Origin of the sequence: Brevibacillus gelatini (genome assembly GCF_050920745.1) — a bacterium.
GTDB lineage: Bacteria > Bacillota > Bacilli > Brevibacillales > Brevibacillaceae > Brevibacillus > Brevibacillus gelatini.
In genome coordinates this window covers 4491121-4505593 of record NZ_CP154342.1, presented here as the reverse complement: position 1 = coordinate 4505593, position 14473 = coordinate 4491121, and the positions used below count along the sequence as shown (strand labels likewise).

General features: G+C 50.7%; 16 protein-coding genes. 13 read left to right on the top strand and 3 right to left on the bottom strand.

Going from position 1 to position 14473, the window contains the following annotated elements:
• The first annotated feature begins 10 nt into the window (after nucleotides 1-10).
• The 3 genes from AAFJ72_RS21525 (at nucleotide 11) to AAFJ72_RS21515 (ending at nucleotide 3029) form a co-directional block, all read left to right on the top strand.
• On the top strand, nucleotides 11-1165 hold the full coding sequence (locus tag AAFJ72_RS21525) for an aminotransferase class V-fold PLP-dependent enzyme (RefSeq protein WP_432775670.1): 1155 nt from the start codon (nucleotides 11-13) through the stop codon (nucleotides 1163-1165).
• Between the two features lie 24 nt (nucleotides 1166-1189).
• Nucleotides 1190-1900, top strand: coding sequence for a DUF554 domain-containing protein (locus tag AAFJ72_RS21520; protein WP_432775669.1), 711 nt, complete (start codon nucleotides 1190-1192; stop codon nucleotides 1898-1900).
• A gap of 229 nt (nucleotides 1901-2129) precedes the next feature.
• Entirely contained in the window at nucleotides 2130-3029 is a 900-nt protein-coding gene (locus AAFJ72_RS21515) for a diacylglycerol/lipid kinase family protein (RefSeq protein ID WP_432775668.1), read from the top strand.
• 80 nt (nucleotides 3030-3109) lie between these two features.
• On the opposite strand, the gene yyaC is transcribed toward AAFJ72_RS21515, so the two are convergent.
• Nucleotides 3110-3715: a spore protease YyaC gene (gene yyaC / locus AAFJ72_RS21510; protein ID WP_122902743.1), complete on the bottom strand. Its 606-nt coding sequence runs from the start codon at nucleotides 3713-3715 to the stop codon at nucleotides 3110-3112.
• A gap of 215 nt (nucleotides 3716-3930) precedes the next feature.
• On the opposite strand from yyaC, the gene AAFJ72_RS21505 reads away from it, so the two are divergent.
• From AAFJ72_RS21505 to AAFJ72_RS21495, 3 genes are read left to right on the top strand one after another with little or no spacing between them, the layout of a single operon-like run.
• Complete coding sequence (locus AAFJ72_RS21505) at nucleotides 3931-4212, top strand: DUF3343 domain-containing protein (RefSeq protein ID WP_122902744.1); 282 nt, start codon at nucleotides 3931-3933, stop codon at nucleotides 4210-4212.
• On the top strand, nucleotides 4209-5099 hold the full coding sequence (locus AAFJ72_RS21500) for a mechanosensitive ion channel family protein (protein ID WP_432775667.1): 891 nt from the start codon (nucleotides 4209-4211) through the stop codon (nucleotides 5097-5099). The genes AAFJ72_RS21505 and AAFJ72_RS21500 overlap by 4 nt, the downstream gene beginning before the upstream one ends.
• A 19-nt stretch (nucleotides 5100-5118) precedes the next feature.
• The gene (locus tag AAFJ72_RS21495) at nucleotides 5119-5328 is read left to right on the top strand and encodes a DUF951 domain-containing protein (protein ID WP_122902746.1); all 210 of its coding nucleotides are present in this window, start codon (nucleotides 5119-5121) and stop codon (nucleotides 5326-5328) included.
• A 467-nt stretch (nucleotides 5329-5795) separates the two neighbouring features.
• Here AAFJ72_RS21495 and AAFJ72_RS21490 read toward each other — a convergent pair whose 3' ends face one another.
• Nucleotides 5796-5882 carry a YjcZ family sporulation protein gene (locus AAFJ72_RS21490; protein ID WP_017246824.1) on the bottom strand — a complete coding sequence of 29 codons (87 nt, stop codon included), beginning with the start codon at nucleotides 5880-5882 and terminating at the stop codon, nucleotides 5796-5798.
• 359 nt (nucleotides 5883-6241) lie between these two features.
• Between AAFJ72_RS21490 and pepF the strand changes: the two genes are divergently transcribed.
• A complete protein-coding gene (gene pepF, locus AAFJ72_RS21485; RefSeq protein ID WP_432775666.1) occupies nucleotides 6242-8152 on the top strand; it encodes an oligoendopeptidase F in 1911 nt (636 codons plus the stop codon).
• A gap of 212 nt (nucleotides 8153-8364) precedes the next feature.
• On the opposite strand, the gene AAFJ72_RS21480 is transcribed toward pepF, so the two are convergent.
• Nucleotides 8365-8988, bottom strand: a complete 624-nt coding sequence (locus AAFJ72_RS21480) for an NAD(P)-dependent oxidoreductase (RefSeq protein WP_432775665.1) — start codon at nucleotides 8986-8988, stop codon at nucleotides 8365-8367.
• Between the two features lie 229 nt (nucleotides 8989-9217).
• Between AAFJ72_RS21480 and ychF the strand changes: the two genes are divergently transcribed.
• The 6 genes from ychF to AAFJ72_RS21450 all read left to right on the top strand — a co-directional run bounded on the left by ychF (nucleotide 9218) and on the right by AAFJ72_RS21450 (nucleotide 14458).
• Complete coding sequence (gene ychF, locus AAFJ72_RS21475) at nucleotides 9218-10318, top strand: redox-regulated ATPase YchF (RefSeq protein WP_432775664.1); 1101 nt, start codon at nucleotides 9218-9220, stop codon at nucleotides 10316-10318.
• A gap of 142 nt (nucleotides 10319-10460) precedes the next feature.
• Entirely contained in the window at nucleotides 10461-10748 is a 288-nt protein-coding gene (gene rpsF, locus AAFJ72_RS21470; RefSeq protein WP_122902750.1) for a 30S ribosomal protein S6, read from the top strand.
• Nucleotides 10749-10777: 29 nt separating this feature from the next.
• Complete coding sequence (locus AAFJ72_RS21465) at nucleotides 10778-11251, top strand: single-stranded DNA-binding protein (RefSeq protein WP_432775663.1); 474 nt, start codon at nucleotides 10778-10780, stop codon at nucleotides 11249-11251.
• A 41-nt stretch (nucleotides 11252-11292) separates the two neighbouring features.
• Complete coding sequence (rpsR, locus tag AAFJ72_RS21460) at nucleotides 11293-11523, top strand: 30S ribosomal protein S18 (protein ID WP_122902752.1); 231 nt, start codon at nucleotides 11293-11295, stop codon at nucleotides 11521-11523.
• 84 nt (nucleotides 11524-11607) lie between these two features.
• A complete protein-coding gene (locus AAFJ72_RS21455) occupies nucleotides 11608-12516 on the top strand; it encodes a DUF2232 domain-containing protein (protein WP_432775662.1) in 909 nt (302 codons plus the stop codon).
• 4 nt (nucleotides 12517-12520) lie between these two features.
• Nucleotides 12521-14458, top strand: a complete 1938-nt coding sequence (locus AAFJ72_RS21450) for a DHH family phosphoesterase (protein WP_432775661.1) — start codon at nucleotides 12521-12523, stop codon at nucleotides 14456-14458.
• Nucleotides 14459-14473 lie beyond the last annotated feature (15 nt).

Below are 14473 nucleotides of genomic sequence, written 5' to 3'. Positions count from 1 at the left end.
GGAGGTAGTCATGGCGATCATCTATTTGGATAACGCAGCTTCAACTTGGCCGAAGCCCCCCAGCGTGAAAGAACGGATGGCTGAAGTCATCGAAGATTTTGCCGCCAATCCTGGCCGGGGTGGACATACCTTGGCGATGAAAGCGAGCAAAACCGTGTTTCGGACACGCGTGCAGTTATCGCGGTTGTTTGGGATTCAAAACCCGAATAACCTCTTTTTTTATCTAAATGCGACACAGGCACTTAACCAGGCGATCAAAGGCTTTCTGAAGCCGGGCGATCATGTGATTTCTTCATCAGTGGAGCATAACTCCGTGAGGCGTCCTATTGAATATATGCGCCGCGTTCATCAGGTAGAAGCTACTTTTGTCGAGCCTAGAGACGATCATCTTTTTCATGTTGAGGATTTTGTCAAGGCAATCCGCCCAAACACGCGTCTTTTGGTCGTCAGCCACGCTTCCAATCTGACAGGAGTCATTTTGCCGATTGCAGAGTTGGGCAAGCTGGCAAAAGAGCGGGGTATCAAGTTTCTGGTAGACGCCTCCCAATCGGCGGGAGTGCTGCCCATTCACGTCGAGGAAATGAATATTGACATGTTGGCTTTTCCGGGGCACAAAGGGCTGTACGGTCCACAAGGGACAGGCGGATTGTACGTGCACAGCGACATTGATCTGGAGCCGTTGCTTCACGGGGGAACAGGCAGTCAGTCTGAAGCGATTGAACAACCGACGACACGTCCAGATCGCTACGAGAGCGGGACGTTGAATACAGTCGGTTTGGCAGGATTACAGGCCGGGGTTGAATTTGTCCTGGAAAAAGGCGTGGAAAACATCCGCCAGCATGAATGGGAGCTTGCCAAAAAAACAATGACAGGTCTGCAGCAAATCCCTGGGGTGCAGGTTTACGGTCCGGGAATTGAAACAGAACGGGTCGCCGTAGTGGCCTTCAATATCGGGCAAGTGGATGCTTCGGAGGTTTCCTTTATTCTCGATCAGCAATACGGCATTGCAACGAGATCGGGCTATCATTGCACGCCGCTGGGCCACCATACTGCAGGTACTGAGCAGCGGGGTGCCGTGCGTGCCAGCTTTGGGGTTTTTAATACAGAGAAAGATGTAGAAGCGCTTATGAACGCGGTCAGAGAGATAGCATCCGCGTTTTCGTAAAGGTAGCTATAGGGGGACAAAAACGTGATCTTGCTAGGAACCATAGTAAACGCTGGCGCCATCATAGCAGGAGCTTTGTTGGGGAGGCTCTTGACGAGAATCCCCGATTCGATCCGGCATACGGTCATGCAAGGGATTGGACTTGCTGTCATGATTTTGGGCATCAAAATGAGCCTTGGATCGGACAACTTCTTGCTGGTGATCGTCAGCATTGTTTTGGGGGCAATAATAGGGGAATTGATAGCGATTGAAAAAGGCTTGAATCATTTGGGCCACTGGCTGGAGCGGAAGGTTGGCGGCGGCAAAGGCAGTATTGCTACCGGTTTTGTAACGGCTACGCTGGTTTATTGTATCGGCGCGATGGCGGTTCTGGGGGCGATGGACAGCGGATTGCGCAACAACCACGATATTTTGTTCACCAAAGCGCTTCTGGACGGTTTTTCTGCGATTATTTTCACTTCGACGCTCGGAATTGGCGTCATGTTTTCGGCCGTACCTGTGTTTTTGTACCAAGGCTTGCTGACGTTGCTGGCTACCCAAATTTACAATGTGGTGAGCCAAACGATGCTCGATGCGATGCTGACAGAAGTAACGGCAGTGGGCGGCTTGATGATTATTGCGATCGGAATCAACATTTTGGAGATAAAAAACATCAGCGTAGCGAACATGCTGCCAGCATTGCTGATTGCGGCACTGGGGGTTCCTGTTAGCCAATGGTTGTCCAGTTTTTTATAAGATAGCGGTAGATAGCGGGAAAAAGACTCTTTCTGCGTGCAGGAGGAGTCTTTTTTTATGGGTGGTGCAGTTGCGGCGGCGATCCGATAATGGAAAAAAGGCAATTCAGCAGAGGTGGCTGGTACAAACAAATCGGGATGCGAGTAATGAAATAACGGCTATATCAAAAGAAAAGATCGTGTGATAATGACCAGTAAAATCGAGTGAGCGTTATGGGGAGAGAAAGGCTATGATTGGTTTTGTCGTCAACCCTGTGGCGGGTAATGGCAAAGGAAAACGAGCATGGGAGAGTATAGAGCCTGTTGTAAAGGGCCTGGGAGCCGTTTTTTCCGTAAGGGAGACATCTGGAGAGGGCGAAGCGGAAAAGTTGGCAAAACAGTTGATTCAAAAAGAGGGAGTAAATAAAATCATTGCTGTTGGTGGAGACGGAACCGTGCATGGCGTGTTGAACGGAATCTACCAGTCTGGACAAGCATGCAAGTTTGGGTTGGTGCCAGCAGGATCAGGGAATGATTTTGCGCGCGCACATGGCATTGTACGTGATCCGTTTGTGGCAGTGGAGCGGATTTTGTCGGAAAAAGAGGAAAGACGGATAGATTTGCTGCTGATGAACGGGCGAATTGCCGCAAATTCGATCGGAGCAGGCTTTGATGCGCAAGTCGCAAAGGCAGCAGAGTCAGCAAAGTATAAAACCTGGTTGAATCGCTGTGGATTAGGTAGACTGGCTTATCCCATTTCCGTCTTGCTGGAGCTGCGCACATTCAGGCCGGCGAATCTGAGCTTGCAGGTCGATGGGCAAACGATCGACAAGACGGGGGTTTGGCTTGTGACAGCCGCCAATATTGCCAATTACGGCGGAGGAATGAAAATTTGTCCCATGGCGGTCGCAGACGATGGCTTGGCTGATTTATGCGTGATAAGCAATGCAAGCCGGGCTGAGCTTTTGCGCGCCTTTTTGAAAGTATACACAGGTACCCACGTCACGCATCCCAAAGTTTCTTTTTATCGGGGGAGGCAGATCAAGATTGAAACGGCTGTGCCGCTTATGGTTCATGCCGATGGAGAAGTGATCGGAGAAACACCCGTTCAGGTGGATATACTCCCCGGTCAACAGGTGATCCTCGTCTAAAAAAAGAGACTTGCCATCCGCAATGGAATCGGGCAAGTCAAGGAAATAAGTATTGATGTGAAAAGATTGAGGGAAGATGGTCAGTCGTGCAAAACACTATCCAAACGGTTCGGCGCAGCAGCGAGCGTTGCAGCTTTGACCAAACCAGAGGCAATAATCTCAGCCATGTTCATGACGACGGCCAATCGCGTGTTTTGAAGTACGAAATACTCCATGAAGCCGCCAACATTGACGATTCCTGTAATGTGGAACGTACCGACTGGCGGCAGTTCCTTTTTGACTCCGGCACCCGGCTTTAGCGGTCCGCTGATGACATTGATGTTGCCGACGTGGCTGAACTGGCCCAAACAGGCATCTACGGCAATCAGTGTGGCGTTCGGGTGGTTTGTTTGGATGTAATCGAGCTTTTCTCGCAAATTCATCGCATGTACCGGATCGTCCAATGTTCCGTACACCTGCAAATGATTCGGTGCCGCCGCCACCAGTTTGCTCCCGACGAGCGGGCCAAGCGCGTCACCTGTAGAGCGGTCTGTGCCGATACATACAATCACAATGTCCTCATCATACGGTTTTAAGCGAAAGCGCTGCGCAAGGTGACTAGCCAGATGATCCTCTGCGTTTTCACTGCGGTATTCCACTTTAAAAGGTGGCAAAGAACAGTTTTTGAGATTTTCAAACGTACCCATGGCTACCCCCACTCTTGCGGTCTTGGCCTAAACGTTATAGAAGAGTATTCACAGTATAGTACCGGGACGTCATTTTTATACCTGCTAATGGGAAGGTTGTGGAGGTTTTGAAAAATCAGCGAAACTGGCAAGCGGGTAAGTGAACGGGTAAAATAAAAGGAGCACGTCAGCCAGTCTTGTGAAAAAGAATACAAGGCGACGAAGGAGGGAGAGGGATGGAAGGAGAGACCGTACTGATTGCGTTTGATTCTACACAGCAAGCTCTGCGTGCGGAAATGCTGCTGGAGTACGAAGATATTGACATCGACACAAGACCGACCCCAAAGGAGATAACGGCCGGCTGTGCCCTTTCCATTGAGTTTCCTTTGCCTGACTATTCTCGCGCCAAAACGATCATGGAAGAGCAGCAAGTAGTCATCCGCGGATATTTTCGTCAGTTTTTCGGCCGATACGAGGAGATTGACGAAAACGGCAGACAGAAGGAGAGGGCAAAATGAGTACAAATACAGAAGGCTTTTTTCAAAAGCTGTACAACCAGATTTACAGCTATCTGACAGATGCCGATATGTGGGTAAATGTAGGGATGGTGTTGGTCAAAATACTGGCAATTGTCATCGCATCGCGTATTGTGGTTTCGTTGCTGCACGCGACAGTCAACCGCATTTTTCACCATCGTCATGGAGGCGGCAAGATCCAGCTGGATCAACGCCGTGTCGATACGATGCGCGTGCTCGTCAACAATATCGTCCAGTATACGATTTATTTCCTGGCGATTTTGATGATCTTGCAGCTGCTCGGGATCGACTTGCGGCCTGTTTTGGTGAGTGCGGGGGTTCTCGGGCTGGCAGTCGGCTTTGGGGCGCAAAGTCTCGTGCGTGACATCATCACCGGTTTCTTTATTATTTTTGAGGACCAGTTTGCTGTAGGAGATGTCGTGACGATCAATAACATGACAGGCACTGTACAGGAGATTGGCTTGCGTATTACACGCGTCCGTAGCTGGACGGGAGAGGTGCATATTTTTCCGAACGGCACGATTACACAAGTGACCAATTTTTCGCTGCAAAATACATTGGCGGTCGTGGATGTCTCGGTAGCGTACGAGGAAAATCTGGGGCAGGTCGAGGAAGTTCTGAAAGAAGTGCTGGCAAAAGCGCAAGCCGAGCTGCCGGACATCGTGGCAGAGCCACAGATTTTGGGTGTGCAGGCTCTGGGGCCGTCTGAGGTCGTCATGCGAGTGACTGCCGAGTGCAAGCCGAATGCACATCACGGCGTCAATCGCAACCTGCGGGCGATGATTCGCACCGAGTTTACCAAACGGGGCATCCAGATTCCGTATCCGAAAATCGTGGCGATGTCGGGAAAAGCACAAGGGCAAGCATAGAAGAGAGAGGAGAAGAAAGATGGAAAGGAAGCAATTCGGGCTGGGAGACATCGTACAGATGAAAAAGCCGCATCCATGCGGAACAAATGCGTGGAAAGTCATTCGCACGGGCATGGATGTGCGGATTAAATGTACAGGCTGCGATCACAGCGTCATGATCGGGCGGCTTGAATTTGAACGCAAGATGAAAAAAATATTGGTTCGCGCAGAGGAAGAGCCAAAAGAGTAAAGCAAAAAACTTTTGAAGGAACCATCTGTCTTTTTCTGCAATGTCCGTAAACAAAGGTGGGGCTGACAATAGCGCGAAAGGATGGGTCAGGCCCGCAGGCCATCATTTTGCCCGGTCATGACGCCAGGCAGGTCAAGCTGGCAGGACAAGCTGGAGAAGAAAGTGCCTCGTGGTCTGCTGCGAGATCAAGCGGGCCATGTGAATAAGTCAAAACGGTCCGGCTTCACGAGTGACGAGAAGTAGTGGAAGCTGGTTGTGGATAAAAAAAGGATGCAGCCTGTAGCAAGAGGCGCATCCTTTTTTCTTTTTGTACGATCAGATGTATCTCCCGGTGATTGTACTTGAGTCCATGACCGATCATTTTCCGTCGGCAGTATAGCCTGAAAATGATCTATGTGGGACGGGGGAAGGTAAGATGCATGGCCATGCAAGCTTACCTTCAGATAGGCCGGATGGCAGCGGGAAGCTTAGTCGCAGTCACAACCTACGATTACGAGAAGGATGAAAAGAACCAGGATCAGCGCGAAATCGTCGAAGCCGTTAAAGATACCCACTTGCTAACACCTCCTACCCTAGTTTCAATACTCATGCTATGTAGGAACATGAAAAGGGGTATGGGCGAATGCCCTGGTTCCTGAAGAAAATAAGTTATCAACAGCCTATCCACAGAAAATGTGGACAACTTTTTGTCGGAAAATGAAGAATAATAAGGGGCCGCGGGATTGATTGAGTTGTGGATAAAAAGTTATCCACAACAATATCCACAAATCTGAATTTTCTCTGGATAAACCAGTTCTTTTTAGTAAATATTTAAAATATTTTTATTAGTAAGAAGGAATTTCGAGGTGCAGCACGTAATTACACTAACTAGATATTGGAAAAGATAATGACAAGGAAAAGGGGCGATTGAGAATTGAAAAAGCAAGTATTTGCATCCGTTACAGCTTTGGCTATTGCACTTTCCGCCGTATCGGTTCCGTTCATCCCGTACAGCACGCCGGCAGTTGCTTTTGCAGCGGAAAAGCCAAATTATCAAACCCGCGCTGAAATTCCAGACCAGTACAAGTGGAAGCTGGATCATATTTACCCGACTGTTCAGGATTGGGAAAAGGACGTAGCCAAGGTGGAGGCTTTGGCGAATGCGTTTACCAAGCATCAGGGCAAGCTGGGGACATCTGCGGCGGCCATGCTCGCTGCTTTCGATGATTACGTGGACATGATGCGACTGAACGACAAGGCGTATGTGTACGCCAACATGTCGCTGGACGTAAACTCGGCCAACTCAGAGCTGCAAAAGCTGGCAGACCGTGCCGAGAAAATGTACACGCTTGTCTCGGAAAAGACAGCATGGCTCCAGCCAGAAATCGTTGCCATCCCGGATGCGAAAATGAAAAGCTTGCTCGCCGACAAGTCACTGGCACCTTACAAGCTGTTTATTGAAGACATGCTGAGAACCAAGCCACATTCGCTTTCTACAGAGACGGAGGAGCTGCTGGCCAAATCCTCTCCGCTGGGCAATGCGCCAACCAACATTTACAGCATGCTGTCCAAAGATGTGAAGTTCCCGAAAATCAAGGATGAACAAGGCAAGGAAGTCCAACTGACGCGCGCCAACTTCGTTTCGTATCTGGAAAGCAAGGACCAGCGCGTGAGAAGAGATGCTTTCAAGGCATACTACAGTGCCCTGACTGAATTCCAGGATTCGTTCGCACAGACACTGGCGGCAAAGGTGAAAAGCGACAATTTCTACGCGCAGGCACGCAACTACAAATCTGCGCTGGAAGCGAGCCTGACCCCGAACAACATTCCGACCAAGGTGTACGATGAGCTGATTGACACGGTTAATGAAAATTTGCCGCTTTTGCATCGCTACATTTCCCTGAAGAAAAAAATGCTCGGCGTGAAGGAATTGCACATGTACGACATCTATGTGCCAATCGTTCCGTCCGACGACAAATACATTTCCTTCGAGGAAGGGAAAAAGATCGTCACCGAAGGGCTGAAAGTAATGGGCGACGATTACGTGAAGGTGCTGGAGGAAGGACTGAATGGCGGCTGGGTAGACGTCTATTCGACCGACGACAAACGCACGGGCGCGTACCAGTGGGGAGCCTATGACACGCATCCGTACGTGCTTTTGAACCATCAGGGCACGCTCGATGACGTGTACACCATCGCCCACGAGATGGGGCACGCCATGCAGTCGTACTACACGAACAAGAACCAGCCGTACATTTCGTCCAACTATCCGACCTTTACGGCGGAAGTGGCTTCCACGATGAATGAGACGCTGCTGTTCAAGAGCATGTACGCCCAGGCGAAGACGAAGGAAGAGAAAATGTATCTCCTGAACCACTACCTGGAGAACTTCCGCTCGACCTTGTTCCGCCAAACACAATTTGCCGAGTTCGAAAAGGCGATTCACGAAAAGGAGCAGGCAGGAGAATCGCTCAACGCCGAGGCGATCAAAAAAATCTACCTCGACCTCAACAAAAAATACTACGGCAAAGACATGGTTTCCGACGAGGAAATCGCCATGGAGTGGGCGCGCGTCTCCCATTTCTTCAATTATAAATACTACGTGTACCAATACTCCACGAGCTTTGCAGCGTCCCAGGCGCTGGCCAAGCAGATTATGGATGAAGGACAGCCGGCTGTTGACCGCATCCGCAAAAACTTCCTCGAAGCGGGCAGCTCGGCTCCGCCAATCGAGGTGCTGAAGGCAGCGGGCGTAGACATGTCTACATCCAAGCCGATTGAACAGGCTATGGAGATTTTTGAAGAGACATTGAATGAACTGGAAAGACTGGTGAACGAAAAGTAAAGCGTTTATCGTCTGCATACCAAAGCAAAGACTCCCTGTTTTCAAGCGGCAGGGAGTCTCTTTTTTTGCCAACAAAGACTTTGCGTTACACCATGATTGGAGAAACCTCCTGATTGACGGGACGGTAAAAAAGGGAAACGGTTTCGCGTAATCAATCATTGTAATAAACGAATCAAGAGGGATGGCCAATTCATGTTTATTCCAAACAACCACTAATAAGCAATCCCCACCCGTACACGCAAATAATCCGAACGGCCAAGCTGCCCGTACGTAAACTCCGCCGTATCGGGAACAGAAATTTGCATGCCATCTACAGGCAAGTAATCGACCTCCACCCGGTACTTGCCTGTGTAGCTACCATCAGGCAAGTAGGTCGGACACACAATCGTCCAGTCCAGCCCGGATTGCTCTAACAGCAAGTACGCCTTGTGGTGCTCCTCGGCAGCCCTGGTCAGCTTTTGCCGCGATTCGCTGGACTGGTAGCGGAGCAAATCGGGGGAGACTCTGCTTTGCAAAATTCCCGCTGTGCCTACGGTGACAATTCGCAGGACGCCCTCCTGTTTCATGGCGCGCACAATGAGCGGCATGCTTTCCGACAGCGTTGTCGTACCGTCTGTGCCAAGCGCGCTGATAACGGCGTCGACACCCTGCATTGCCAGCTTGACGTCCTGTTCATTCAAGACGTTTCCCGTAAGTACGCGCACATTTTCGTGCAAAGGCTGGGGGAGCTTGTCGGCAGAACGCACCAATACCGTAACGTCATGGCCGTCTTCCAGCGCGTAGCGTAAAATATGGCTGCCGACGCGTCCGGTGGCGCCCAATAGCAAAAGCTTCATGCTGTATTCACCTCATAGCGGGATCGTGTCCATGTTTTTTAGTAAGTCTAGCATTTCTTTTTTTGTCCCACCACCATCAGCTATCGTGGAGGTGGAAAGGGGGGACATTCGCCAGCGTCGCGAGCTTCCTGACAGGGCCTAAAGTTGCCACAAGGAGACAATTGTATTCTTAAAACCAAATCTATATACTTAAAAGGATGTTAGGATGATGACAAGGGAGTGTATATAGATGGGTGCATCTTGCGGGATTGTTGGGCTTCCCAACGTAGGAAAATCGACACTGTTCAATGCCATTACACAAGCGGGCGCCGAGTCGGCGAACTACCCGTTCTGTACGATTGACCCGAACGTGGGGATCGTAGAAGTTCCGGACCCGCGTCTGACAAAGCTGACAGAGATCGTGGTTCCGAACAAGGTCGTTCCGACGGCATTTGAGTTCGTGGACATTGCCGGCCTGGTAAAAGGCGCGAGCAAAGGCGAGGGGCTTGGCAACCAGTTCCTTGGACACATCCGTGAAGTAGACGCAATCGCTCACGTGGTTCGCTGCTTCGAGGATGAAAACATTACGCACGTGGCAGGCCGTGTCGATCCGCTGAGCGATATCGAGACGATCAATCTGGAGCTGATTTTTGCCGATCTGGACTCTGTCGAGCGACGTATCGACCGTATCGCACGCAAGGTGAAGTCCGGCGACAAGGAGTCCAAGCAGGAGCTGGACGTGCTGGAAAAACTGAAGGCTGCATTCGAAGAAGGCGAGCCCGCGCGCAGCGTGGAACTGGACGACGATGAGCGCAAATTGATTCGCGACCTGCACCTTTTGACGATCAAGCCGATGCTGTACGTTTGCAACGTGGCAGAGGACGGAATCAACGACGCAGACAACAATCCGCACGTGCAGGCTGTTCGCGAGCATGCGGCAAAAGAAGGAGCAGAGGTCGTTGTCATCAGCGCCAAGGTAGAGGCTGAAATTGCTGAGCTGGAAGGCGAAGACAAAGAAATGTTCCTGCAGGAGCTCGGTTTGGCAGAGTCCGGACTGGACCGCCTGATTCGCGCTGCTTACAAGCTGCTCGGTCTAGTTACCTACTTTACGGCAGGGGTACAGGAAGTGCGCGCGTGGACCATCCGCAAGGGCACGAAGGCTCCAGCTGCAGCAGGGGTGATTCATACCGATTTCGAGCGCGGCTTCATTCGTGCAGAGGTTATTGCTTACGACGATCTTGTAGAGGCCGGTTCCGTAGCGGCAGCCAGAGAGCGTGGAAAGTACCGTCTGGAAGGGAAAGAGTACGTTGTGGCTGACGGAGATGTCATGCATTTCCGCTTCAATGTTTAGTACGAAATAGTTGCTTCACGATAGGCGTTTTGCTATAATACGATAATGCGAGTATTTATGGAGTGCATGTTTGATGCGTTTCGTTTTGGCACTCGCTCCTTGCCCGCACAGGGCCGCAAAGTCCATAAGGAGGTGAAAAGGTATGCGTCAATACGAAGTTATGTATGTATTGCGTCCAGACCTTGAAGAAGAGAAAGTAAAATCCAATGTAGCTCGTTACAGCGAAGTTGTGACTAACTACGGTGGCGAAATCTCCAAGCTTCAAGAAATGGGTAAACGTCGTCTTGCGTACGAGATCAATAAGTTCCGTGAAGGTTACTACGTTCTGATGAACTTCAAAGCGAACGCTGATGCAGTTGCGGAAGCTGAGCGTCTGATGAAAATCAACGACGACATTATCCGCTTCATGTTCGTTCGCGATGAGAAGTAATCGTTGTCGCGGTCAGAGGGGGAACCAAGATGAATAAAGTTATTCTCATCGGCAACCTGACGAAAGATCCTGAACTTCGCTACACGCCAAATGGCGTTGCCGTTGCTACTTTTACCGTGGCTGTCAATCGTCCCCGGACCAATCAGGCCGGTGAGAGAGAAGCTGATTTCATTAATATTGTCGCTTGGCAAAAACTTGCCGATCTTTGTGCAACCTACTTGCGCAAAGGCAGACAAGCTGCCATTGAAGGACGCATTCAAACGCGCTCTTACGATAATAAAGAAGGAAAACGTGTTTATGTAACGGAGGTCGTTGCGGAGAACGTTCAATTTTTGGGCGGTCGAAGCAATGATGGCGGCGGAGAGAATGCAGGATTCGATCCAGGATTTGGTGGCGGAAACAAGCCATCCGGTCAGAGAAACAACGACTTTGATCCGTTTGGTGATCCCTTCGCGAGTGCAGGCAAGCCCATCAACATTTCTGATGATGACTTGCCATTCTAAGAATCGGAAAACTTTCACATTCCTAAGAAGGAGGGACTATCATGGCACGCAAAGGACGTCCTAACAAGCGTCGTAAAGTATGCTTCTTTAAAGTAAACAAAATCAAGCACATCGACTATAAAGATGTAGACTTGCTCAGAAAATTCATCAGCGAGCGCGGCAAAATCTTGCCACGTCGTGTAACTGGTACTTCTGCGAAGTATCAACGTGCTCTGACTGTCGCGATCAAACGCGCTCGTCAAGTAGCACTGCTGCCTTACACGGCTGAATAATTTACACAGACGATAAAAAGGGGGACACAATTGCGTGGCCCTCTTTTTTCCATATTTTTCGCTACTCATAAATGAGGTGCTGACATGCCTTCCAAAACGAAGCAATTGGCTGAAAATGCCCTGATGCTGGGTATTGCACTGGTACTGTTGTTCCTGAGTACATATACCGTACTGGGAGCACTGGTCAGTTTCCTTTTACCGCTGCCGTTTCTTTTCCTGGCCGTAAGCCGCAACGTGTCCAGTATGGTGTGGATCACGGTCGTGTACGCGTTTCTCGGCTGGATCATTGCAGGACCCGTCGCTGCTACGATCGCCGTGAGCGGAGCGGTTTGGGGCTCTGTTATGGGAATTGTCTATGCGAAAAGCGGGAAGGCACTTCCGGCGATTGTAGCCGGGGCGGGTGTTGTGTTCCTCAGCACCGTTTTCACGCTTGCCTTCATGGCATTTGGAATGAACCTGAATTTCCAGACCATACTGGAAGAGGCGGCTCGCATGCGCCCTTCCTTTATGACAAAAGAGCAATTTGACCAGATGGTCGCTCTCATCAAGATGGTGTTGCCTGCAAGCATAGTGATGTTCAGCTTTCTCTCCAGCGCAATTACACATGGATTGGCCAGTCTGATCGGAAGACGGATCAAAAAGCCGATTCCGGCATTGAAGCCAATCCGGGAGTGGAGTTTCCCGAGATCGTTGCTGTACTACTATTTCCTTGCCATGATTAGCATTCTGCTGTTTGGCGCAAGCATGCAGGGAACGTTCTGGGAAACGGCGATCATGAACGTAAAAGTCATGCTGGACGGGATTTTTACGCTGCAAGGCTTGAGCTTTTGCCTGTTTGCAGCGTACCTGTACGGGTGGAAGAGATTGACGCCAGTGCTTGTGGTCTGTCTATTTATTTTTCCGATCTTAAGCACTATACTTAGTCTGGTAGGGATATTTGACTTAGGGCTTCGTTTGCGTGAAAAACTGGAAACAAGAGTGAAGAGGGGCTGAGGAGATGCCCAAATTCCTGTTAAAGCGTTGGTACGGGATGCACATGGTCCTGGCACTCAGCTTTAGCTTGTTGTTGTTGGGGATTTTGACCCTGCACCATTGGATGTACGGGGCGATCGGCATGATCTGCTTGATTGGCCTGATTTTATACGCCCTTCAGGCAGAAAAAGGATTTCAGCGGGACTTGCGCCTGTATTTGGCGACAGTCACCCACCGTGTGAAAAAAGCCGGAGAAGGCGTGATTCAGGAGCTGCCGATCGGGATTCTCCTATACAACGAGGAAAAGGCAATCGAGTGGGTCAACCCGTTCATGACACAGATGTCCGGGGATGAGTCGATGATCGGGAAGAGCCTTCAAGAGGTATTCCCCCAACTCGTGTGGAAGCCGGAACAAAAACGGCTGGAATTTACTTACAATGAGCGGGTTTACGAAGTCATGGTTCGGTCCGATGAGCGTCTTTTGTATTTCAAGGACATTACGGACTTCAAGGAATTGACGACGCGTTACCACCGCGAAAAGGCTGCTCTCGCCATTATTCACCTCGACAACCTGGACGAGGTTGGACAAGTCATGGACGATCAAAGCCGCACGCTTTTGTCGACGAGCGTGGCTGGTGTGATTACAGAGTGGGCCAACAAACATGGCATATACCTTCGCCGAATCACGGCTGACAAATTTTTGGCGCTGATGGAACGGGAAGCACTTGATAAATTGGAAGAAACGCGTTTTGACATTCTCGATGTGGTGCGGGAAATGACCGCGGACAACAAGATTCCGATTACGCTCAGTATCGGGGTGGGGGCGGCTGCAAGCACGTACATCGAGTTGGGGCAAATGGCCCAATCGAGCTTGGACATTGCGCTGGGGCGCGGCGGCGACCAGTGTGCGATCAAGATCGGCAACAAGCTCACCTTCTATGGCGGCAAATCGAATGCGGTTGAAAAACGGACGCGCGTTCGGGCACGGGTAATCGCCCATGCGTTGCGTGATTTGATCCACGAGGCGGAGCATGTGATCGTCATGGGTCACAAGCAGCCGGATATGGACTCCATCGGTGCTTCGCTTGGTGTGTTGAAAGCCGTGCAGTTGCACAACAAGGCAGCCTATATCGTCATGGATGAAGGCAACAACTCTGTCGAACGCTTGATGCGGGAGATTTATGCCAATGAGGAATTGGCTGATGCGTTTGTTACACCGGAGCAGGCGATCAGGCTGGTAACGGGCCGCACGCTGCTGGTAGTTGTCGATACGCATCGTCCTTCGCTGGTCATCGAGCCGAAGCTGCTTGGTGAAACAAGCCGGATCGTCGTCATTGACCACCATCGGCGCTCCGAAGAATTCATCGAACCGGTTCTGTTGTACCTCGAACCGTATGCGTCTTCGACGTCCGAGCTGGTCACAGAGCTTTTGCAATACCAGAGCGAGCGGTTGAATATCGACAATCTGATTGCCACCGCACTGTTGGCAGGGATTGTGGTCGATACGAAAAGCTTTGCGTTTCGCACGGGCTCGCGCACGTTTGAAGCGGCGTCTTTCCTGCGGCGCAACGGGGCCGACACGGCCGCTGTCCAACGTTTGCTGAAGGAAGATTTGTCGCAGTATGTGAAGCGGGCGCGTATCATTATGAATACGGTGACGTACCGAGACAACATGGCGATTGCCATCGGTGATCCTACCGAGAACTACACGCAAGTCCAGGTGGCGCAGGCGGCGGAGCAGCTGCTCACGCTCTCGGGCATCCAGGCATCTTTTGTCATTGCCGAACGGGGAGACGATACAATCCTGATTAGCGCACGTTCTCTGGGCGACATCAATGTGCAGTCGATCATGGAGCTCTTGGGAGGTGGCGGACACCTGACAGGAGCCGCTACGCAAATTCAGGGCATTTCCGTGAAGGAAGCGACACGACGTTTGAAAGAAGCGATTGACTCGGTCGTGTAGGCCAATATGAAAAGG